The 22,114-nt window shown below is 40.8% G+C and carries 20 protein-coding genes; 11 read left to right on the top strand and 9 right to left on the bottom strand.

What is annotated here, in order from left to right; all coding sequences use genetic code 11:
* Positions 1-66: 66 nt before the first annotated feature.
* From gmk to bfr, 6 genes are all read left to right on the top strand, one after another.
* Positions 67-690 (top strand): guanylate kinase, encoded by a 624-nt coding sequence (gene gmk, locus E0D95_RS08705; RefSeq protein ID WP_130803490.1) that lies wholly within the window; start codon positions 67-69, stop codon positions 688-690.
* 67 nt (positions 691-757) lie between these two features.
* A complete protein-coding gene (gene rpoZ / locus E0D95_RS08710; protein WP_130803491.1) occupies positions 758-1,039 on the top strand; it encodes a DNA-directed RNA polymerase subunit omega in 282 nt (93 codons plus the stop codon).
* 444 nt (positions 1,040-1,483) lie between these two features.
* Positions 1,484-3,595 (top strand): RelA/SpoT family protein, encoded by a 2,112-nt coding sequence (locus E0D95_RS08715; protein WP_130803492.1) that lies wholly within the window; start codon positions 1,484-1,486, stop codon positions 3,593-3,595.
* Positions 3,596-3,711: 116 nt separating this feature from the next.
* Complete coding sequence (locus E0D95_RS08720; protein ID WP_130803493.1) at positions 3,712-4,095, top strand: RidA family protein; 384 nt, start codon at positions 3,712-3,714, stop codon at positions 4,093-4,095.
* 152 nt (positions 4,096-4,247) lie between these two features.
* A complete protein-coding gene (locus E0D95_RS08725; RefSeq protein WP_130803494.1) occupies positions 4,248-4,442 on the top strand; it encodes a bacterioferritin-associated ferredoxin in 195 nt (64 codons plus the stop codon).
* A gap of 256 nt (positions 4,443-4,698) precedes the next feature.
* Positions 4,699-5,163, top strand: a complete 465-nt coding sequence (bfr, locus tag E0D95_RS08730; protein WP_130803495.1) for a heteropolymeric bacterioferritin subunit Bfr — start codon at positions 4,699-4,701, stop codon at positions 5,161-5,163.
* A gap of 75 nt (positions 5,164-5,238) precedes the next feature.
* On the opposite strand, the gene E0D95_RS08735 is transcribed toward bfr, so the two are convergent.
* Positions 5,239-6,015: a hypothetical protein gene (locus E0D95_RS08735; RefSeq protein WP_130803496.1), complete on the bottom strand. Its 777-nt coding sequence runs from the start codon at positions 6,013-6,015 to the stop codon at positions 5,239-5,241.
* 184 nt (positions 6,016-6,199) lie between these two features.
* Between E0D95_RS08735 and E0D95_RS08740 the strand changes: the two genes are divergently transcribed.
* Positions 6,200-6,892, top strand: a complete 693-nt coding sequence (locus E0D95_RS08740) for a DsbA family oxidoreductase (RefSeq protein ID WP_130803497.1) — start codon at positions 6,200-6,202, stop codon at positions 6,890-6,892.
* A 212-nt stretch (positions 6,893-7,104) separates the two neighbouring features.
* Here E0D95_RS08740 and E0D95_RS08745 read toward each other — a convergent pair whose 3' ends face one another.
* Complete coding sequence (locus E0D95_RS08745; RefSeq protein ID WP_228258841.1) at positions 7,105-7,467, bottom strand: ASCH domain-containing protein; 363 nt, start codon at positions 7,465-7,467, stop codon at positions 7,105-7,107.
* 280 nt (positions 7,468-7,747) lie between these two features.
* Here E0D95_RS08745 and E0D95_RS08750 point away from each other — a divergent pair, with 280 nt between their 5' ends.
* The 3 genes from E0D95_RS08750 (at position 7,748) to E0D95_RS08760 (ending at position 10,558) form a co-directional block, all read left to right on the top strand.
* Entirely contained in the window at positions 7,748-8,005 is a 258-nt protein-coding gene (locus E0D95_RS08750) for a hypothetical protein (RefSeq protein WP_130803499.1), read from the top strand.
* A gap of 305 nt (positions 8,006-8,310) precedes the next feature.
* A complete protein-coding gene (locus E0D95_RS08755) occupies positions 8,311-9,513 on the top strand; it encodes a hypothetical protein (protein ID WP_130803500.1) in 1,203 nt (400 codons plus the stop codon).
* Positions 9,514-9,649: 136 nt separating this feature from the next.
* Positions 9,650-10,558, top strand: coding sequence for a selenocysteine synthase (locus E0D95_RS08760; protein WP_130803501.1), 909 nt, complete (start codon positions 9,650-9,652; stop codon positions 10,556-10,558).
* A gap of 109 nt (positions 10,559-10,667) precedes the next feature.
* Here the strand turns inward: E0D95_RS08760 and htpG are convergent, their stop codons facing one another.
* The 5 genes from htpG to E0D95_RS08785 form a co-directional block, all read right to left on the bottom strand.
* Entirely contained in the window at positions 10,668-12,593 is a 1,926-nt protein-coding gene (htpG, locus tag E0D95_RS08765; RefSeq protein ID WP_130803502.1) for a molecular chaperone HtpG, read from the bottom strand.
* 105 nt (positions 12,594-12,698) lie between these two features.
* On the bottom strand, positions 12,699-13,067 hold the full coding sequence (locus E0D95_RS08770; protein WP_130803503.1) for a lysozyme inhibitor LprI family protein: 369 nt from the start codon (positions 13,065-13,067) through the stop codon (positions 12,699-12,701).
* Between the two features lie 255 nt (positions 13,068-13,322).
* Complete coding sequence (locus tag E0D95_RS08775) at positions 13,323-13,907, bottom strand: OmpW/AlkL family protein (RefSeq protein WP_130803504.1); 585 nt, start codon at positions 13,905-13,907, stop codon at positions 13,323-13,325.
* 260 nt (positions 13,908-14,167) lie between these two features.
* A complete protein-coding gene (locus E0D95_RS08780) occupies positions 14,168-15,589 on the bottom strand; it encodes a Na+/H+ antiporter family protein (protein ID WP_130803505.1) in 1,422 nt (473 codons plus the stop codon).
* Positions 15,590-15,737: 148 nt separating this feature from the next.
* Positions 15,738-16,616 (bottom strand): alpha/beta fold hydrolase, encoded by an 879-nt coding sequence (locus E0D95_RS08785; RefSeq protein WP_171478538.1) that lies wholly within the window; start codon positions 16,614-16,616, stop codon positions 15,738-15,740.
* A 120-nt stretch (positions 16,617-16,736) separates the two neighbouring features.
* Here E0D95_RS08785 and E0D95_RS08790 point away from each other — a divergent pair, with 120 nt between their 5' ends.
* The gene (locus E0D95_RS08790) at positions 16,737-17,222 is read left to right on the top strand and encodes a DUF4442 domain-containing protein (protein ID WP_130803506.1); all 486 of its coding nucleotides are present in this window, start codon (positions 16,737-16,739) and stop codon (positions 17,220-17,222) included.
* Between the two features lie 63 nt (positions 17,223-17,285).
* On the opposite strand, the gene E0D95_RS08795 is transcribed toward E0D95_RS08790, so the two are convergent.
* The gene (locus E0D95_RS08795; protein WP_130803507.1) at positions 17,286-17,642 is read right to left on the bottom strand and encodes a DNA transfer protein p32; all 357 of its coding nucleotides are present in this window, start codon (positions 17,640-17,642) and stop codon (positions 17,286-17,288) included.
* A 177-nt stretch (positions 17,643-17,819) separates the two neighbouring features.
* Positions 17,820-22,013 (bottom strand): DNA-directed RNA polymerase subunit beta', encoded by a 4,194-nt coding sequence (gene rpoC / locus E0D95_RS08800; RefSeq protein WP_130803508.1) that lies wholly within the window; start codon positions 22,011-22,013, stop codon positions 17,820-17,822.
* Positions 22,014-22,114 lie beyond the last annotated feature (101 nt).

Consider the following 22,114-nt stretch of genomic DNA (forward strand, 5'->3'; position numbering starts at 1 on the left):
CTCTTTAGTTTAGGCTGTTGGTACACTACAATAGCCAAGATATTTTATCATATCAGGAAAAATATCATGTCGGGTCTATTGTTTGTCGTTTCTGCTGCTTCAGGAACAGGCAAAACATCTTTAGTCAAAGCCCTGCTGGAACGTGTCAGCAACTTACACGTTTCTGTTTCGCATACCACACGTGGCCAGCGATCAGGTGAACTCGACGGCGTACATTATCATTTTACCACAAAAGACACTTTTTTAAGCCACGTCGAACAAGGTGGTTTTATTGAATATGCTGAGGTTTTTGGTAACTATTATGGAACCTCACAAACAACGGTTGAACAACAGCTTGCCAAAGGTCATGATGTCTTACTCGAAATTGATTGGCAAGGTGCGCAGCAAGTTCGTAAGCTTTTTCCTGATTCCAGACAAATTTTTATTCTTCCCCCAAGCCAATTTGATTTGCGTCAGCGTTTGTCCAACCGTGGTACAGACTCAGTTGAGGTCATTGAACATCGTTTGGATTGCGCGGTCGAAGATATGCAACAATATGTTAATTTTGACTATGTCATTATTAACGATGACTTTAATAAAGCACTGCATGAACTTGAATCAATTATTACTGCCAATCGCTTGACCTTGGCGCAACAGGTGTATCGTCATCAGCTTTTGATTGAACAGCTCATCACGCCGAATAACGAATAGGCTTGAGTCTGCACCCAATACATTTTATAATTCGCAGTCTAGTTGTATTTATAACCCGAGAATTTATATGGCACGCGTAACCGTTGAAGATTGTTTAGACCATGTAGACAACCGCTTTGAGCTTGTACTAGTGGCAAGCAAACGTGCGCGTCAACTTGCTCGTCAAGGTATTGAACCGACTGTTGAATGGGACAATGACAAACCAACTGTGGTGGCATTACGTGAAATTGCTACAGGTCATGTCACTAAAGATATCCTAAAGCAGCGTGAGCAGGATTATCAAACCTCTAGCCTTGATCTAGCTTTATCAGCAAACAGCTTAAATCTGGAAGGTTTTTCTTTCCAATAAGTTGCTGAACAATAGCAGTCAGAAAAAGAGTGCTTTGAAGCACTCTTTTTTTATGCGCGATGGTCATATAAAGTATTTAAACATTTGCTTCAATACAATGAGATCGCTTATTGACTTTTTTCAGTTTTAAATAGAATCCAAACCTGCTGCCTACTTAGTCAAATTGAGCCATTAAAATAAATTGAGTCATTGTTTTGCAATGATCATGCTCAAAAATAAAACACTTACTCACTAAAACTGCGCAAAAAACTGTATCTCAGGCATCAAAATTGATGCATCTCATTAAAAGATTTGATACAACTGTAAGATTCGATTGATTCAACCTATCTCCAGCATCGAAATTTATCTATGAATATTTGTGTGAACAAATTGACAAATTTCACAATATGCATTTCATTAAGAGATAGGTAAATTGTTCTTATTCACTGCAATGAAAGGTGATCTATGCCAGGCGAAGAGGTCAGCCAAGCCAAGCAACAGCTCAAATTAATTATCGATGCCTATTTAAAAGTTGAGGACGTCGAGCGTGTGCTTGCTGCCTGTGATTTTGCTGATTTAGCGCATAGCGGAATTATCCGTAAAAGTGGGGAACCGTATGTACTACACCCGATTGCGGTGTGCTGCATTTTGGCACATATGCGTCTGGATGCAGAAACCTTGATGGCCGCCCTATTGCATGATGTGATTGAAGATACTGAATATACCAAAGAAGATATTGCTGAACGTTTTGGTCGAACCGTGTCAGACTTGGTCGATGGTGTGACCAAATTGACCCATTCCAGTGATAAGCAATTTAATAAAGCCGCTTCTTTTCGCAAGATTTTACAAGCAACGCTACAAGATCCGCGTGTCATCATTATCAAACTTTCGGACCGTTATCATAATATGACCACTCTGGATGCATTACGTCCAGATAAACGTGCGCGTATTGCTCAGGAAACTCTGGATATATTCGTACCGATGGCTCGTATCGTCGGCATGAACGAGATGGCAGATAATCTTGAATTATTGTGTTATCAAAATCTTGATCTGGACATGTACAATAACGTGCAAAGTGCCTTGCTTGAAAATAAGCCAAAGCGTTGTGAATACCAGTCTCAATGGGAAAAACATTTAGCCGATCTGTTATTGGCTTATCAAATTAATGGTCGGATTAAAAAGAAAAATAATAATATTGAACTGTTACGCCACTTTGTTAAAAATGAAATCGATTTACATGAACTGACGCATAGCCATGCTTTTGAAATTATCTTACACAGCATTGCGGACTGTGACCGTTTAGTAGAAGCCTTAGAAGAAAATTTTAAAGTGCTGCAATATCAGGATCATATTCGCCGCCCTTTGCCTGGTGGCAATCAATCCTTAGCCATGAAACTCAAAGGCGAAAATACCACTTTATCGCTCACTATTCAGACTGAGTTAATGCGTAAAGCTGCACGTTTTGGTGTGGTACTCGGTGAAAACGCACCTCAAGCGTGTCGTTCAGCCATTCAGGCCTCCATGCAAAATTTAAATACCTTAATTGATGATGCCTGCGCCAAAACTACATTCAATGATTTGCTGGATTATCTGCATCAGGAAAAAATTTGGGTCTATACGCCGCAAGGACATTTACATGAATTGCCTCAAGGGGCAACCGTGGTGGATTTTGCTTATGCTGCCAGTTTATTTCTAGGTAATCATGCTGTAGGTGCGAAAGTTGATGGTGAAATTCGTCCCCTTTCAACCCCGCTGACCAGCGGGCAAGTGGTCGAAGTCATTACCGATGTATTGGCCACCCCAAACCCAGACTGGCTAAGCTTTATCAATACTCAAAAAGCACGGCGCGCCTTGCAAAATATTTTGCGTGATCAGGATATTGAAGAACAGCGTTTAGTGGGTCAACAGGCGTTGAATCGAGCGTTAAAACTGTTTAACCGTTCAATTAACGACTTATCAGAATCTGACTGGCTAGATGTGCTGCAATGGCGACATGTTGAAAGTAAAGATATCCTGTTTGAGCAGATCGCAGTGGGTGATTTATTGCCGCAATTGGTCGCCAACCATTTGTATGTACAACACGATCAAAGTCAATTACACGAACATGAATCTGATCGACTGATTCAGGGTACTGAGGGGATTGATGTCAAATATGCCCATTGCTGTAATCCTGTATTAGGCGATCCAATTCAGGGGCATTTATCACGTCGCGGACTGATTGTGCATCGTGCTCGATGTCATAACTTACTGCATGAACAACATTTACATCCTGAAAATATTATGCCTTTGCAATGGCAATCGGACGATCTGGAAGATGTCAGTTTTAATGCCTATTTATGTATTGAAATGACGCTGGATGATGAGCAGGTTTCAGAACTCATTTATTTGTGCCGAAAATCACATATTGGGGTTGAACAAGTTTATCCAACGCATGAATGTACTTACGTCAACATCGTGGTCAATAATCGCAAACAAATTGCCCAGATTATTCGTGATTTACGTATGCAGTTTAATTTCCCGCGCGTTTCCCGTTTAGCCATTCCTCCTTCAATCATCGAAAATTCTCAAGCCAGTTAGATGCGATGACTTCATAAATGCAAGTACTAATTTATTCCTGATAATTCATGAATCAGACTTTTGTCAAACAGCCGCATGAATTATGATGAGGAAAACATCAGATTTAGGAAAAATCAATGACCCGTCAAGTGATCCATACTGAAAATGCCCCAGCCGCAATCGGAACTTATTCTCAAGCAATTATGGTTGGGAATACCTTGTATCTATCCGGTCAAATTGGCTTGGATCCATATAGTATGGAACTTGTTGAAGGTATTGAAGCTCAAATTCGTCGTGTGTTTGATAATTTAAAAGCAGTCTGTGAAGCGGCAGGCGGTAGTCTTGCGGATATTGCCAAACTAAATATCTTTTTGACCGATTTATCCAACTTTCAATTGGTGAATCAAATTATGGGTGAATATTTTGCCCAGCCATATCCAGCACGTGCAGCCTTAGGGGTGGCGAGTTTGCCTAAAGGTGCGCTGGTCGAAATGGATGGCATTGTCACTATCAATGCTTAAGCTTGTACATTTAATAGATACCACCGATCAGGTGGTATTTTTTTATTCAAAATGACCATGATTAAAATCGTTTTTTCAAATGAATTTCATTGACAAGTGATAATAATTATCAATAATATCAGTTATCCCATTTAACTATGCGAATAAGTCTGATGTACGTTTGTTTATGTCGCGGTATTACTGATCAGGATATTAAAGATGCCATTAGCAATGGCGCTGAAAGCTATCGTGAAGTTCGTGACTTGTTAGATTTAGGCACGTGTTGTGGTCGTTGCGCACCTGAAGCACGTAGCATTATTAGTGATGAACTGGCGGACATTGCCGCACGCATTTCAGTTGCAGCCTAATCAGATTTTCCAAATTTTTATTTTAAGACACAATTATAACAACAGCCCATGATCCTCGGATCATCTTCTCCTCCCCGCTCTCGACTCTAGGCGGGTTTATTTTGTCACTAATTTATATTTGGTTGTTTTTGATTGCGATTTTCATTTGCTGTTCCATAAAATACTCGCCTCGTTTCCAATAGTTGATTAAACTGATCATGATAAGATTGCCTTGAATATTGTTTTAGGGCACAAATTGTTTTTGGGAGTCAGTACAATGAAAGGCAATCGTGATGTGATTAACCAGCTTAATCAGGTGCTTTACCACCACCTCACCGCCATTAATCAGTATTTTTTACATTCACGTATGTGTAATGACTGGGGCATCGAAAAATTAGGATCGAGTGAATATAAAGAATCAATTCGTCAAATGAAGCATGCTGATAAAATTATTGAACGAATTCTGTTTTTAGAAGGTTTACCGAATTTACAACATCTGGGCAAACTTTATATTGGTCAACATACCGCAGAAGTTTTAAAATGTGATGTGCGTAAGGTTAAAGAAAACATCGAAGTTGAAAAGAAAACCATTGAAGTCTGTGAACTGGCTCAAGATTATGTGTCTCGTGATTTAGTTCGTGAAATTCTGGAAAAAGAAGAAGAGTTCTGGGATTGGACTGAAACCCAAATTGATTTGATTGATAACGTCGGAATTGAAAATTACATTCAAAGCCAAATTTGATCTTTTAATATCATTTTAAATTACATATTTGAAATTAGATGAACAGGGCAAATATTCTTAATATTTACCCTGTTGTTATTCGGAAGCGGCAGTTACGTCTTGTTCAAGCACTTCAGCATTCTGGGTTTTAATTTTTTCAATTTTGGCATTTAAGCGTAAAACCTCCTGATACAATAGATTAAACTGTTTAACCTGTGCAGTTTCATAAAAAGAAATTTTTCCATTTTGTTTTTGCCAGCGATGATTTTTGAGCAAATCAAACATCTGTTCGGCTTTGTTATAAATCTGTTGTTCCAAATGAAATAACGCATATTCTTTACGATTATTTTGTTGCTGGTTTAGTTTTTGCAGTAGCGCTGCTTTCATTTCAGGATGAATTGATAGACTTCGCGCCTGATTCAGAAAGTGCTGTTGTAACTCAGTATTATCTTGCAAGTAATTATTTTCAATATCTTTGACCTCTGCCAACATTTGCGTGGTTTCTTTATAATTTTGCTGACGATCATGATCAAGTCGATCGACATCTAAAAATTTATCCCATTGTGCAGTTTTAAGTTCACGTAAATATAAATTTCTGGCTTCAGCATTTTCCATCCAGTAATTCAACATAAACTCAGACATAATTTTATAATCGCCATACAGGCGCTGGTCATGTACATCCAGTTGAATCGGTATTTCCCAATTTTGAGCCTGCTCATAGAGTTGCTGCATTTTTTCAGCCATGACCACATCAAACATCTGACGGTTATAGGCATCATCTTGTTGGCGTTGGGCATTTTGATAAAACCAAAATACAGAGCCCGCAACCAATAGGATAATCACAATGATCCCGATCACTACACGACGCGGCATATTCACCTCCTGACATTCCTATTGTTCTGTTTTATCACTTGACTCAGTGTGTTGTCGCTGTCATTTCCATTGTTCTGTGTTGATAAATGCAAAATTTGTAATGCTGTATTTCATTTTTTAGCCTTTAAACACCGACTAGGCAACCCTATTATAAACTGATGATGGTTTAATTGAGAAAAATAGCATGCGTGTAGATATCTGGTCAGATGTGGTCTGTCCATTTTGTTATATTGGGAAAAAACGACTGGAACATGTTGCACAGGCAGCGGGTATTGATTTGGATATTCATTGGCATAGTTTTGAACTCGATCCACAAGCGCCTGCACGTCATCCCACCTCCAATACTGAGCGTTTAGCAAAAAAGTATGCGCGCAGCGTTGAACAAACGGAGGAAATGCAGCGCAATATTGCCAGCATGGCAGCCGAAGAAGGCATTGACTTTCAGTGGCAAAAAGCCAATTCGGGCAATAGCTTTAATGCACACCGGATCATCCATCTGGCACAAAGCAAAGGTTTAGGTAATGAAGCTGAGGAGGCATTTTTTCAGGCTTACATGACCGAAGGCTTGGCGATTGGTGAGCGAGAAGTGGTTGAGGAAATTGCTTCCAGAATTGGGCTAGATCATGCTGAAGTGGAATTTGTACTCAATAGTGATGAACTGGCAGATTTTGTACGCCATGATGAAAAAATTGCACATGAGCAACTCAATATTAGTGGCGTTCCTTTTTTCATCTTCGATCAAAAATTAGCTCTTTCAGGTGCACAACCTCGTGAGGTTTTTTTGCAGGCATTACAACAAGCCGCTACACAACACCCAATTGAATCGGAAGCTGCCGCAACCTGTCAGGATGATCATTGTGAATTGCCTGATAAATAATAAGTGATAGATAGCCAACATGATTTGTGCAATGCAGCGTTGCATAAATCGACTTTTTGCTCGGTCTTAGAAATTTTAAAATACAAGGCATGTAATAAGCGCTGTATTTTTTATTTCATATATTGATTGTTTGAAATCATGTGAATCCATGGTGAGGTTGTGATCAACCCGCTGCTGTTTAGTCCTCCTTGGCCCCTCTAAGGAGGACTTTTTTATTCGTCTAACGCAATACTGATATCATAGATTTTTCGCTTTGCAACGACGACTTGACGAGGCAAAATAGGACGTACTTGGCTAATTTCCCATGCCCAGTAGCCTGCTTCCCAAGCATTTGCACAAGCTAATTCAACCTCTTCAGGTTTCCATGCATGGATTGCCTCAATGTTAACTATCGCAACTGCCTCACCTTGTTGCTCATCGCCCTCCTCAAGCAAATAGCGTGTATTTTGGACAATTATTAAGTCTTTTAAAGGCAACTGCTCTGGACGCCATGAACGAATTTCCAATGTTTTTTTGCCATTCAGGATATGATCACAAGCAGGAGCTACGATTGATAAAGCCTTAAATTTTTTCACGCTCTTCTCTCCGTGATTTTTTAATATTTTAACTGTCTCTATAATTTCAATCTTCACACAAATATCCATAAAAATACGATTTTAAAATGCTTTTAATATGCGCTTTCACTGAACTATAGCGTGTTGAAACCTAAGCGTCATAGTTGTTACCAAACTTAATGTCTTATTAACAGCGATTGCACAAACTGCCGCCAAAACTGTGTTTAGATAATTTTAATGACTCGTTCGACTCAATTCAGGTCATGGATATTCACTGAAACAAGAGAAAGAGGTAATGAAAATGGCAACAGATCAAAATCAACCCGTACAAGCAAATCCAGTATCAAAAACTGCTGATACAGCAAATACTCCAGCAGCAAAGTACCAGCCCGAATCGGTTAAGAAATCTCGTTTTTCTCCAACGGTAAAGGGTGTCATGATTGGTGCAGTTGCGGGTAGTGTATTACCTGTTTTCGGCACATTTAGTGGTGCACTCATTGGCGGTATCGCTGGAAAATTGTATTCACGACGTCATCAACAAGCAGCTGCTTCTGTCTAATTTGATCAGTTGAATGACTTTAATCAAGTCGTTGAGTCGCTGGCTCAACGGGAACTCTCCTTTTTTAAGGGGAGTTTTTTTATTGTTTTCCCCAGATTTGCCTGCATTACCCCAAAACTAGCACAGGTCTTGTTTTTCAACTTAAAACATAAAATTAAGATGTTGCTCATCATCACAGCATCATTTTTCTAACATTCTGCGAACTTGAGTGAAAATTACTTTATTTTGTTGCGATCGCTTGATTTTATTGTGTAAATCAACAACAGTTGTCTCACAAACGAAATAATAATGATTGTTAGCTCAAGATGATGAAAGTGAATAATTTAAACTTAGGTTCTGGTGTTTTATATGTTTTATTGTGTATGGGGGGAATAAATTCGCTTTCAGCCAATAGCAATACTCAAGAATCCAGCAATGAGGATTCTGCGCATAGCTCAGAAACATTGATTCTCCCAAATGATCCTCGTATTCCGCGTACCTCGGTGGCTTATGCGGTGAAACTACATCAATTAAATCAACCTGAAGATAAAAACCTGCTGGATTTGATTCCAGAATGGATAGACTCAACGCCGACTTTTTTACCGCCAGAATCCAATCAAGCGATTGTCCCGCCGGTAGAAGAAACCAGAGACAAAACATGGATTGATCGTAAGCAACATCAGATTCAAAAATGGGCAGACCGGACTTCCGACAGAATGGATAATTGGTTTGGTGAGGTTGATCCTCAAAAACCAGCTGATGCCACATTAAGGATCATGCTGGATAATTATTGGGACAAATACAATGGTTATGAAATTAAGCCACGTATTCGAGGAAAAATTAAACTACCGACACTGGAAAGACGCTTTAGCGTGGTATTTGGTGATGATTCCCTAGATGACGAGTTTGACAATAATGTGGCCAATACCAATGTCGACCCCAACTCTGAAAACAAGCGACTGGATTCACGTCAAACCCGGGATAATAATGGCTCGATTGCCTTGCGCTGGTCTGATTTTTCTAAACGCTTACCCTTTGAAACCGATGCAGATCTGGGGATACGTTCTGGGGATGACATCTATGTCCGTTTAAAAGCCAAACGGGCATGGCCGCTTCGTAATGACTTTTCATTTTATGCAGAACAAATTTATCGTTATGGCATTGATAGTGAAAACTATCTCAGAACTAACCTTGAATTGACCCATGCACGTCCAAACGAAGCATTTCTGTCAAATCAATTTAGCCTCACCTATGCAGATGATCAGGACGATGATTTAGTTTGGGAAAACCGTCTGTTTAGACAACATCAATTCTTCGCAAATAATCGTTTTAACTATGGCTTGTACACCGGCGGCTACTACAATAATAGTGACTTACGTTTAAATAGTTGGGGACCGTTTATGTCATGGCGACAACAGCTTTGGCGTGAATGGTTTTATGTACAGGGTGATCTGAATTATTTTAATGATCATCGTGAAGATCATAATCACTATGTCAGTACTTTTGTACGCCTAGAAGCTTTATTCTAAAGATTGATAAATACTTTTCAGCACTTGTCATGTTCAGTCATGACAAGTAGCCAATCAAGTACAGCCTGACTTAAATAAAAATTAAGCTTGGTTTTATATCCTCTCCAGATTCATTATTTCTATTATTATTTCTCCCATGAAGCGATGGAATATCGTTCATTTTCAGCTTGCAATCATTTTAGCCGTATGTAGTGTTTATACGGGATCAGTATTTATTCTGGCTAAGTTCCAGCCTTCTTTACAGCCTAAAAGCATTGATTCCTTTCAAAAAAACTTAGCCAAACATACATGTGCCGAAACCCAAGAACCTTCAGATCAGGAGTCGATACTCTCAAATCAACAGATACTATCCAATCAACAATTGAGTCAGGAACTACTTGATGTGTTTGGCAATCATTCCTTATGGGTAAGAACATTACAACAACAACCCAAAAGCACAAAAAAATTTGGAAAAAGTCATACGGCTAAAATGAAGAAAAATAAAGTGAGCAACCCTGATCCTATTAGCGCTAGCATAAGTACGCTCACCAGTCTGCTGCCCTTTCCCAATGATATTCATTTGGGTTCAAATTCAGATAGCGATGTGTATGTACAATTTCTGGCCAAAAAGAAATGGGTGCTACGGCATGATATGAGTATCGATACGCAACAGCTGTTTCGCTATGGTTCAATCAGTAAAAATTATTCTGAAACCACGCTCAATTTAAACCAGAAACTACAGGACAATACTCTTTTTTCTAATCAATTTAGCCTGAATAAGAGTCAGGATGAAGAATATTATTGGGCAAATCGTACCTTTCAACAGTACCAATTTTTGAAAAATCAGCGACTTATTTATGGTGTTTATAGCAGCGGTGTCTATGATCAGGAAAAAAAGGATTGGGAATTACAGCTGTGGGGTCCCTATCTGTCATGGCGACGACCTTTGTGGCGTGACTGGATTTTTATTGATAACCAGATTTCTTATTATCATGACCTGACCACGACAGACAAGGAACTTCAACATGTGTTTAGTACCACATTACAGCTCGAAGCTATTTTTTAACAATGTATATGACTAGAGCATAAGCAGTACTGTGGATAAATCTAACTTTACCCACAATGACCATAAAGGCATAAAAAACCCTGACCGAAGTCAGGGTTAAATTTATCTTTTATTTCAACAATAAATTATTGATGCGTTTTACATAAGCCGCAGGATCTTCGGGCAGGCCACCCTCAGCAATCATAGCCTGATCAAAAATTACATTGGCTAGATCATCAAACTGCGCCGAATCTTCTAGTTTTTTCACCAAAGGATGCTCAGGATTAATCTCAAGAATTGGTTTCATTTCAGGCACTTCCTGACCTGCCTGTTTCAGCATACGAATCAGTTGCGGTGATAATTCCCCTTCTGAGCTTACCAAACATGCTGGAGAATCGACCAGACGCGTGGTCACACGAACTTCTTTGGTTTTATCCTTAAGAGATTCGCCTAGTTTTTCAACCACAGGTTTAAACTGTTCCGCTGCTTGCTCAAGTGCTTTTTTCTCTTCAGCATCTTGCAAGTCGCCTAAATCAACAGCACCTTTAGAGACATTTTGCAAAGGTGTACCGTCAAATTCATGCACAAAATTCATTGCCCATTCATCAACACGTTCAGACATCAGCAGAACTTCGATGCCTTTTTTCTTGAACAACTCTAGTTGTGGCGAGTTTTTCGCAGCATTCAGACTATCTGCGGTCACATAGTAAATGGCTTTTTGCCCTTCTTTCATGCGCGCTTTATAGTCTGCCAATGATGTACTGACCTCATCATGATTTGAAGTTGCATAACGTAGCAGTTTTAAAATACGTTCGCGATTACCTACATCTTCGCCTAAACCTTCTTTAAGTACCGCACCAAATTCAGTGTAGAAAATTTTGAACTTTTCCTGATCTTTTTCATCTTCTGATTTTGCCAGACCATCCAGCAACGTTAATACACGACGTGCATTACCTTCACGAATGGTTTTGACATCGCGGCTTTCCTGTAACAGCTCACGGCTGACATTTAACGGTAAATCTGCACTGTCCACCACCCCTTGTACAAAGCGTAAATAGTTTGGAATCAAGTTATCCGCATCATCCATAATAAAAACGCGTTTGACATACAGCTTGATGCCCGCTTTGGCTTCACGAGTAAAAATATCATGCGGTGCTTTGGATGGAATGTAGAGAAGCTGGGTATATTCAGTGCTTCCTTCAACACGATTGTGTGCCCATGCCAGCGGCGCATCAAAATCATGGCTCAGATTTTTATAGAACTCAATGTATTGTTCTTCTGAAATTTCATTTTTGTTACGTGTCCAAAGTGCGCTGGCTGAGTTAATGGTGTCCCATTCTTCAGTTTTGACCATTTTGCCATTGGCTGCTGGTTCTTCACCTTCAGCAACTTCATCCTCTTGCCAGACTTCTTTTTGCATCTGGATCGGTAAGCTGATGTGGTCTGAATATTTATTGATAATTTGTTTAACTTTATAGTTTTCTAAATAATCCAGCGCATCGTCGCGTAAATGTAAAATAATGTCTGTACCACGGGTCGCTTTGTTAATCTGTTCAACTTCAAACTCACCTGTACCGCCACTGATCCAACGCACACCTTCATCCGCAGACAAACCTGCACGACGCGATTCAACCGTGATTTTATCCGCAACAATAAATCCAGAATAGAAGCCGACACCAAATTGACCAATTAATTGTGCATCTGACTTTTGATCACCGGTTAATTTTGACATGAAATCTTTAGTACCAGATTTGGCAATGGTTCCCAGATTATCAATGGCTTCCTGCTGATTTAAACCAATCCCATTGTCTGAAATGGTAATGGTTTTAAGATCTTGATCCAGACTCACCCGAACATGCAGGTCGGGGTCATTTTCATAATATTCTGGATGATTAATGCCTTCAAAACGCAATTTATCGCAAGCATCAGAAGCATTTGAAATGAGTTCACGCAGAAAAATTTCTGGATTTGAATACAGTGAATGGGTGACTAAATGTAAAAGTTGGGCAACCTCTGCCTGAAAGCTATAATTTTGTGACGTTTTTTGTTCGCTCATGACTCACTCCTCAAATACAATTCATCGTAGCGTATTCTTTGATGCTGTATGTATTGGAGTGAGTCCTCGTTTTTTCAATAGCAAAAGCTAAGATTTTTATCTGGTTTAAAAAGGGCCTTGAGTTAAAATACGATTTTGCACAATGTCATCCAAGTGCTTTTGACGTTCATGATATCGCTGACCGATACAGCACACATTGGCACGGCAGCTATCGCGCTGTTTTAACCACTGGTATTGAGCAGCCTTTTCAGCATCGCGTCCTCCCATAGGTACAGCATGAATCACAATATTATAGGTTGTGACCAGTTTTACATCGGCATCATTTAAAGATCGAGTTTGACAGATAGTTTTCTCGGTTGCCGTTTTTGCTTTATCACAAGAAAAACTGGCTGCATGAGTTACCGTTATTCCGGCACTTAGGCTCAAGGTCAAAATTAATAATTTTTTTCCAAATTTCGTATTGATGAGGTGCATGCTTAATTCTCGTAGTAAGTCGCGTTTAATGTCTAGCTTAAAATAATTTGATTCAGGTAAAGGTAAACTTTCATACACTTATGTAAAAGACTGTAAGGGATATAATGGATATAAAAAAAAGCCCAATAGTTTCCTATCAGGCTTATTATGCCGATGATCATATTGTTATTATTATCGAATATAATTATTATTTAAGAGGCTATAAATCCAGAAACTCAATCTACATCAATAAGTTTCTACTGAGCAAAGTTTTGCTTAGAATTTATAGCTATAACCTAATGTATAAATAACAGGGTCGATATCTAAATCAAAAGTACCCAAATTATTTACCAAACGTACTTCTGGGCTTAAATCAGCATAACGGACGTCGAAATAAACACCCCAGTTTTTCGCATCCGCTGGCTGGAAATTAAATCCAATCTGACCTGCGAAACCATAGTCATTTTTAACTTTATCTGCTACGCCAGATTCATCCCAAGGAATAAATGCAGTAGCACCCACACCAATATAAGGCGTGAAGCGTGTTGCATTTTTAAAGTTATATTTCGCGGTAATCGTTGGTGGTAAATGCTTTACTTTTGCCACTTTATCGCCATCCAGTAACACATCATGGTTAACTGGTGTAGCAAGAAGTAATTCAGCAGAAAAAGGAGAGTTCCCAAAGAAATACTCAACAGACGGAGTAAAGGCAAATTCATTATCTGCTTCAACTTTACCTAAAGCTGTTTGTGTATCACTGGTTGGTGCAATATAACTCGCACCGACTTTAACTTGCCAATCCCCTGCAAAAACAGAAGAAGACAATCCTAATAATGCGATAACTATGGCTTGTTTCAACATTTTCCACTACCTCTTAAAATCTTATAATCATCATAATATTTTATTAATATCAAACGCAATACATATTATATACAGCCTTTAAACATTATTTATAAACCAATGATATTTATGTTTATTTATTTTAAATCTGAGTAAATTTATCAAGTTTAATTGATATAAATTATGCATTTATTATTCAATATTTATTCCCACTATTTTAATCGGTTTTATTATATTAATCCGACAAAAACCGTCAGATTAATATAATAAAAATGGTGCTTTTAAAGCACCATTGCAGCAATCCAACCAAAGATTAATAATGGAATATTAAAATGTATAAATGTAGGAACAACGGTATCCCAAATATGATCATGCTGACCATCAACACCTAAACCCGCTGTAGGCCCTAAGGTCGAATCTGAAGCAGGTGAACCTGCATCTCCGAGCGCTGCGGCAGTTCCGATGAGCGCAATTGTTGCCAAAGGAGAGAAGCCAAACTGTACACACAAAGGCACATAAATGACCGCGAGAACAGGCACACTGGAAAATGATGAACCAATCCCGATTGTGACAAACAATCCAATAAACAGCATGAGAAAAGCAGCAAGTGCATGATTATCGCCAATCACATGTACAACACCATTGACCAGTTGGTTAATATCGCCCGTATGTGTCATGACAGAAGCAAAACCAGCGGCAGAAATCATGATAAACCCAACCAATGCCATCATGCGCATGCCTTGCACAAAGACGTCATCAGCATCTTGCCATTTAAAAATGCCAGCCGTTGAAAGTACCGCAAAACCAACTAGACCACCTAAAATCATGGAACCCGAATAGAGTTGAGCGGCAAGCGTCAATGCGATCGCCAATACCGCCATAAAGATGGTTTTTTTGGAAATATAAGGTACTTGTTCAGCTTCTTGTTGTAATTCAACTGCATCTTCACGCAAATTATGCGTGACATGTTGATCTGAGCGGAGCGGCTTGTCTAGGTCAATGGTAGTCACACGTGCCACTGCACGATCGACATACAAGCGTGGTTTACGATAGCTAATAAATACCGCAACCAATGTTCCGATCACCATTCCCAATACAGGAATCGCCATGCCCATAGGCATCATCCAGCGATCTACATGCAAACCATATTGAGCACCAATCTTATTGATATTGCCCATTAAAATTTGTTCCAGAAAGATCGCACCGAAACCCACAGGTAAAAAGATATAGGTACCGACCAAACCCAGTGTCAGTACGCAGGCTGCTGCACGACGGTCCAACTTCAAATGATTCATCACTTTCAATAAAGGCGGAACCAACACAGGAATAAAAGCAATATGCACCGGAATCAGGTTTTGAGAAAAAATAGCGGCGACTAATAAAATCGTCAGCAACAAATACTTTACTTTTCGCTCTCGGCTCTTTCCAGCTTCCATGCCCAATAAACCAATCAGTTTATGCGCCAATAAATCAGGCAGACCTGATTTGGATAATGCCAATGCAAATGCACCCAATACCGCATAAGCCAGTGCAACTTCTGCACCATCTCCGAGTCCTGCATTAAAGGCTTGAACTGTTTCAGACAAGCTTAACCCTGCGACCAGTCCACCAACAATTGCAGAAACCACTAAGGTCAATACAACAGACACGCGTGCCAGTGATAGAATAAACATCACGGCAATTGCAATAACAACAGCATTCATGAATTAATATCAGGAAAAATAAAAGGCGATATTTTAACAGATTCATTCAGATGATTCTGTAAAACTCGCCAATTGCATGTTTGAGATTTTAAAAACCAGCTGCCGCTACCATCAACGATATACTTAAAATTTATATTTCTAAGTCATCTCAATGTGCTTGGTATTTACTGGCAAATGTTGAAATATATTCCGCCACTTTTTGCGGCTGGCTTAAAATTGCCCAATGATTAGCATTTAATTCGACATGCTCAAAGTGCTCAACCCATTTTGGCATTTCTTGTAAAATATAATCTGTACTCACAAAAGCATCATATTTCAACACAACCGCCTGTACAGGGCATTGTGCAAAGCGTTGACGCGGATGCGTCAGTCTTGGAACAAAATTGGCACGATACAATGCAATTCCGTGGCGACCATCGTTTGTAATATTCGGATTTAAAGGCAAATTATTTTTACGTTCCAGTCCATTTAACACTTTCCCCCATTTTTCAGGATTAAAAAACTTCCAGATTGTTGGCGCAATTAGTGGTAAATGAAAGGCACCGATATACCATGATTTAGACAGCTTCTTCAAAAAGCCAACAGGATGATGCTTCATTTCTTCGCGCAGTAAAAGTGCTGCATGATCCAGACATGGACCTGAAATGGTGGTATACGACAAAATACGGCCTTTAAACTTAGGCTCAGTCACTGATTCCCAGCTTTGAATTGAACCCCAATCATGCGCAGCAAGATGAAAAGACCGATTCCCAAGAATTTGTTGCGTCACCGCCTCCAGATCCAAAGACAATTGTTCCAATCGATAATCATGAATATGTTTGGGCACACTGGATTGACCAGCACCACGTACATCATAGGTCACGATATAAAAATGATGCAGGAGTTCATGAATCACAGGCTCCCATACCTCTTGATTATCGGGATAACCATGCACCAGAACCAAGGCTGGATTTTTCTCATTTCCCCATGTCTTGGCACAGAGCATGTATTGATCTGAAGTTTGGACTGTATGTAGCTGAGGGCGCATGGGCAGTTCCTTTTTATTGTGATTGACCATTTCTTTAGTCGGATTGGGCATTGCCATCAATGCCAGAATGATGATAGTTATTTAGTATGAATAAAGCGTTTAGAAAAACAATTGACCCTTATGAATATTTTAAAGCAACTCCAGACCATACCAGCGGTCTCTAAATTTATCATTAACCGATATTCGCCTTATCGTGGTGCGGGCATCAGTATTGATAAAATCGACCTCGCGAATTATTACATTCGGGTCAAAATGCCACTGACTCGAAAAAACCAGAATATTGTAGGCACCCATTTTGGTGGTAGTCTTTATTCGATGGTGGATCCATTTTACATGCTAATCCTGATGCATCATCTCGGTTCTAAATATATTGTCTGGGACAAATCTGCAACCATTAACTTTTTAGCACCGGGTCGTGGGACGGTCTACGCAGATATTCGTCTTGATGCCATGGAAGTTTCACATGTCCGGGAGCTAGCAGAAAATTATGCACCTGTGTTAAGAAACTATACGGTAAACATTTTTGATGAATCTGGTTTACGTATTGCCGAAGTACAAAAGACACTATATATCCGTCGTAAAAAACCAAAATCATCGATTAACTAAATGTTAATGCCATAAAAAAGACGACAGCGAGTCGTCTTTTTTGCATTTAAACGATAGAAAAGATTATTTTCTTTCCTGAATGGCTGCACCAGCACCACCGCCAATGGCACCACCGACCGCAGCACCGCCATCACCACCAAAGATTGCCTTACCAACCACCGAACCAATACCAGCACCAACCGCACTGCTCGTAGTTGAGTTACTATTTCCACCTTTGGCATTGGCACCCACACCACCACCTAAAGCCCCACCAGCAGCAGCACCGACGCCACCACCGACATGATTACCCACACCACCACCGACAGCACCACCGAGAGCAGCAGCACCAATACGCTGGTTAGATGGACTCATATCTTGGCAACCCGCAAGCAATGCTGTTGACATAGCGGCTACAGCCATCAAACTCATTGTTTTTTTCATCATCATCTCCTCATTTAATCCTTAATAGCATAAGCATATTTCAGGTATTTTTTGATAAGTTCATGTAACAATGCGCTACCGACTTGCAGTGATTTTGTAACTACAGTGGCTTGATTCTCAACAATATCATGCCCATAAAAAAAGACACCCGAAGGTGTCTTTTTCAATCATCTAAACTTAGAACTGATCTGAGTTCAAAGCCTGACTAAATGCTTGATCAACATCGCTGAAGTCATTGTGCAACTCATACTCAGCCGCTTCAGCTTCCTGACGACGACGCTCAAGATGATACGCCAGACCTGTACCCGCTGGAATCAAACGACCCACAACCACGTTCTCTTTCAAGCCACGTAAATCATCTTCTTTACCCGTTACAGCCGCTTCAGTTAACACACGCGTGGTTTCTTGGAACGATGCAGCAGAGATGAACGAGTCCGTAGAAAGTGATGCTTTGGTAATACCCATCAACTGACGTTCAAACTTCGCAGGGAACTTGTTCTGTGCCAAGACCGCTTGGTTCTCTTGAACCACACGGATGTAATCCACTTGCTCACCCTTGATGAAGCTGGTATCACCACCGTCCACGATATCAACTTTACGCAACATTTGACGTACGATGACTTCAATGTGCTTATCGTTGATTTTTACACCTTGTAGACGATAAACGTCCTGAACTTCGTTGACGATGTAGTTGGTCAATGCCACTTCACCTTTCAAACGCAAGATGTCATGTGGATTTTGTGGACCATCAGAAATGGTTTCACCACGGTTGACATGCTCGCCTTCGAACACGTTGATTTGACGCCATTTTGGAATCAATTCTTCGTAGATCTCAGAACCATCATCAGGTGTGATCACCAAACGGTTTTTACCTTTGGTCTCTTTACCGAAGCTAACAATACCTGACACTTCTGCCAAAATCGCATGCTCTTTCGGTTTACGTGCTTCGAACAAGTCAGCAACACGCGGTAGACCACCGGTAATATCACGCGTACGTGAAGTCTCTTGTGGAACACGACCAATAACGTCACCCACACCAATGGTTTCACCATCACGAACAGTGACGATCGTGTTTTGTGGCAAGAAGTAGAACTGTTCGCCACCATCTGTTGTATCCAACACAATCGCAGGACGTAAATCTTTACCAGACGCAGGACGTGCAGTAACAGGTAAGATTTCAACAGTGGTCATACCGGTTGCATCATCAGTTTTCGAGGTTGCAGTCACACCATCAGCAATTTGGCTGAAACGTGCTTTACCTGCAACTTCGGTCACCAATGGATGGGTATGCGGATCCCAAGTGGCAACAATACCACCAGCTTCAACAGACTCACCATCTTTAAGCAGAATGCTTGCACCATAAGGTAGTTTATAGCGCTCACGCTCACGACCTAGCTCATCAGCAATACCGATTTCACCTGAACGGGAGACAGATACCAAGTGACCTTTGGCGTGTTGTACAGTTTTCACATTGTGGAAACGTACGTTACCTTTGTTACGCACTTGGACACTGTTCGCAGCAGAGGTTCGGCTTGCCGCACCACCCACGTGGAAGGTACGCATGGTTAACTGTGTACCTGGCTCACCAATCGATTGTGCAGCCATAACACCCACAGATTCACCCGGATTAACCTGATGACCACGTGCCAAGTCACGTCCATAACATTTTGCACACACACCAAATGATGATTCACATGCAATGACTGAACGCACTTTCACTTCATCGACACCCGCTTCTTCAAGCTGCGCTGCGATTTTTTCGTCAATCAACGTACCACGTGGCAATACCACTTCATTGTCTGATGCACGACGTACATCTTCAGCGGTTACACGACCCAATACGCGATCACGTAATGGCTCGATGACATCACCACCCTGAATGAACGGAGTCATGACCAGACCGCCATTGGTACCACAATCTGGTTCAGTGATGACCAAATCTTGTGCAACATCAACCAAACGACGAGTCAAGTAACCTGAGTTCGCAGTTTTTAATGCAGTATCGGCCAAACCTTTACGCGCACCATGCGTTGAAATAAAGTACTGTAGTACCGTCAAGCCTTCACGGAAGTTAGCTTTAATTGGGGTTTCAATGATCGAACCATCTGGTTTTGCCATCAAACCACGCATACCCGCCAACTGACGAATCTGTGCAGCACTACCACGCGCACCAGAGTCAGACATCATATAGATGCTGTTAAACGATTTTTGCTTCTCGTCTTCACCCTGCTTATTTTTCACATTAGTGAAAGACAAGTTATCCATCATCGCTTTGGCAACTTGGTCGTTGGTACGTGCCCAAATATCGACCACTTTGTTATAACGTTCACCCGCAGTCACGAAGCCTTGTTCGAACTGTTGCTCGATTTCACGAACTTCTGTTTCCGCTTTGTCAATAATGGTGTGCTTTTGCGGTGGAATGACCATGTCTTCCATACCCACAGACACGCCTGAACGTGTTGCTTGACGGAAACCAAGATACATTAACTGATCTGCAAAGATGACTGTATCTTTTAGACCTAATTTACGGTAGCAAGAGTTGATCAGCTTCGAGATGTTTTTCTTGGTCATCTCAAGGTTAATCATTTCAAAGCTTAAACCTTCAGGTACGATTTCCCAAAGTAAGCAGCGACCCGGTGTAGTATCTACAATAATGGTTTGCTTTTCACGCTGACCATCTTCATTGATCACTGTCTGGTGTACACGTACTTTTACGCGAGCATGAATCGCCACTTGACCAGTTGCAAGTGCACGGTTGACTTCATGCGTATCCGCAAAGGTCATGCCTTCACCTTTGGCATTCACTGCATCACGGGTGATGTAGTAAAGACCCAAGACCACGTCCTGAGAAGGAACGATAATCGGCTCACCATTGGCTGGTGACAAGATGTTGTTGGTTGACATCATCAAGGCACGTGCTTCAAGCTGTGCTTCAAGTGTCAATGGCACGTGTACCGCCATTTGGTCACCGTCGAAGTCGGCGTTAAATGCCGCACACACCAACGGATGTAAACGAATCGCTTTACCTTCAATCAAGATCGGCTCAAACGCTTGCAAACCCAAACGGTGAAGAGTTGGCGCACGGTTCAACATGACTGGATGTTGACGAATCACAGAAGCCAGAACGTCCCACACCTCAGGTGTTTCACGTTCAACCATTTTCTTGGCTGCTTTAATGGTGGTTGCCTGACCTGAAGCTTGTAATTTCGCGAAAATAAATGGCTTGAACAGTTCAAGTGCCATTTTCTTCGGAAGACCACATTGGTGCAAACGTAAAGTAGGACCTACGGTAATCACCGAACGACCAGAATAGTCAACACGTTTACCGAGCAAGTTCTGACGGAAACGACCTTGTTTACCTTTGATCATATCTGCCAAAGATTTCAATGGACGTTTGTTTGAACCTGTAATGGCACGACCACGACGACCGTTATCTAGCAATGCATCAACAGATTCCTGCAACATACGTTTTTCGTTACGTACAATAATATCTGGTGCAGCAAGGTCAAGAAGACGCTTCAAACGATTGTTACGGTTGATCACACGACGATAAAGATCGTTCAAATCAGATGTTGCAAAACGACCACCTTCCAGCGGTACAAGCGGACGTAAGTCTGGTGGAAGTACAGGAAGTACATTCATCACCATCCATTCTGGCTTGTTGTTTGACTCTTTGAAGGCTTCCATCAATTTCAAACGCTTAGACGCTTTTTTCAGTTTCGTCTCAGAGGTTGTTTGTGGAATTTCTTCACGTAAACGCGCAATTTCTGCTTCAAGATCGATGTCTTTCAACAAGTCCTGAACCGCTTCCGCACCCATCTTCGCGGTAAATTCATCACCGTGTTCTTCAAGGGCGTTGTAGTACTCTTCATCGCTGAGTAACTGGTATTTCTCAAATGGTGTCATACCAGGATCAGTCACGACATAAGATTCGAAATACAATACGCGTTCGATATCACGCAAAGTCATATCAAGCAATAAACCAATACGGCTTGGTAATGACTTCAAGAACCAGATGTGTGCAACTGGAGACGCAAGTTCAATGTGACCCATACGTTCACGACGAACTTTGGCAGTCGTAACTTCAACGCCACATTTTTCACAAATGACGCCTTTGTATTTCATACGCTTGTATTTACCACACAAGCATTCGTAATCTTTGACTGGACCAAAAATTTTGGCACAGAACAAACCATCACGTTCCGGTTTAAAGGTACGGTAGTTAATTGTCTCTGGTTTTTTTACTTCACCATGAGACCATGACTTAATCATTTCTGGCGACGCAAGACCAATACGGATACGGTCGAATTCAACGGGTGCATGACCGTCAGAATCCGTTTTCTTACGCATGATATCGAGCAAGTCTTTCAATTTATTTCTCCGTGTGTCGGAGAGCTAGGCTCATCCAACTGGGTCACAAATATTGTTTCTTAACTGAAAATTCCCTCCTCAGCTCTCCTTTAACTCAAGGA

It is taken from the genome of Acinetobacter ihumii (assembly GCF_900625095.1).
Taxonomy (GTDB): Bacteria; Pseudomonadota; Gammaproteobacteria; order Pseudomonadales; family Moraxellaceae; genus Acinetobacter; species Acinetobacter ihumii.

Bases quoted from the DNA above. Each gene is read 5' to 3' on its own strand.
- gmk (WP_130803490.1), top strand. From the start codon at position 67: ATGTCGGGTCTATTGTTTGTCGTTTCTGCTGCTTCAGGAACAGGCAAA.
- rpoZ (WP_130803491.1), top strand. From the start codon at position 758: ATGGCACGCGTAACCGTTGAAGATTGTTTAGACCATGTAGACAACCGC.
- E0D95_RS08715 (WP_130803492.1), top strand. From the start codon at position 1,484: ATGCCAGGCGAAGAGGTCAGCCAAGCCAAGCAACAGCTCAAATTAATT.
- E0D95_RS08720 (WP_130803493.1), top strand. From the start codon at position 3,712: ATGACCCGTCAAGTGATCCATACTGAAAATGCCCCAGCCGCAATCGGA.
- E0D95_RS08725 (WP_130803494.1), top strand. From the start codon at position 4,248: ATGTACGTTTGTTTATGTCGCGGTATTACTGATCAGGATATTAAAGAT.
- bfr (WP_130803495.1), top strand. From the start codon at position 4,699: ATGAAAGGCAATCGTGATGTGATTAACCAGCTTAATCAGGTGCTTTAC.
- E0D95_RS08735 (WP_130803496.1), bottom strand. From the start codon at position 6,015: ATGCCGCGTCGTGTAGTGATCGGGATCATTGTGATTATCCTATTGGTT.
- E0D95_RS08740 (WP_130803497.1), top strand. From the start codon at position 6,200: ATGCGTGTAGATATCTGGTCAGATGTGGTCTGTCCATTTTGTTATATT.
- E0D95_RS08750 (WP_130803499.1), top strand. From the start codon at position 7,748: ATGGCAACAGATCAAAATCAACCCGTACAAGCAAATCCAGTATCAAAA.
- E0D95_RS08755 (WP_130803500.1), top strand. From the start codon at position 8,311: ATGATGAAAGTGAATAATTTAAACTTAGGTTCTGGTGTTTTATATGTT.
- E0D95_RS08760 (WP_130803501.1), top strand. From the start codon at position 9,650: ATGAAGCGATGGAATATCGTTCATTTTCAGCTTGCAATCATTTTAGCC.
- htpG (WP_130803502.1), bottom strand. From the start codon at position 12,593: ATGAGCGAACAAAAAACGTCACAAAATTATAGCTTTCAGGCAGAGGTT.
- E0D95_RS08770 (WP_130803503.1), bottom strand. From the start codon at position 13,067: ATGCACCTCATCAATACGAAATTTGGAAAAAAATTATTAATTTTGACC.
- E0D95_RS08775 (WP_130803504.1), bottom strand. From the start codon at position 13,907: ATGTTGAAACAAGCCATAGTTATCGCATTATTAGGATTGTCTTCTTCT.
- E0D95_RS08780 (WP_130803505.1), bottom strand. From the start codon at position 15,589: ATGAATGCTGTTGTTATTGCAATTGCCGTGATGTTTATTCTATCACTG.
- E0D95_RS08785 (WP_171478538.1), bottom strand. From the start codon at position 16,616: ATGCGCCCTCAGCTACATACAGTCCAAACTTCAGATCAATACATGCTC.
- E0D95_RS08790 (WP_130803506.1), top strand. From the start codon at position 16,737: ATGAATATTTTAAAGCAACTCCAGACCATACCAGCGGTCTCTAAATTT.
- E0D95_RS08795 (WP_130803507.1), bottom strand. From the start codon at position 17,642: ATGAAAAAAACAATGAGTTTGATGGCTGTAGCCGCTATGTCAACAGCA.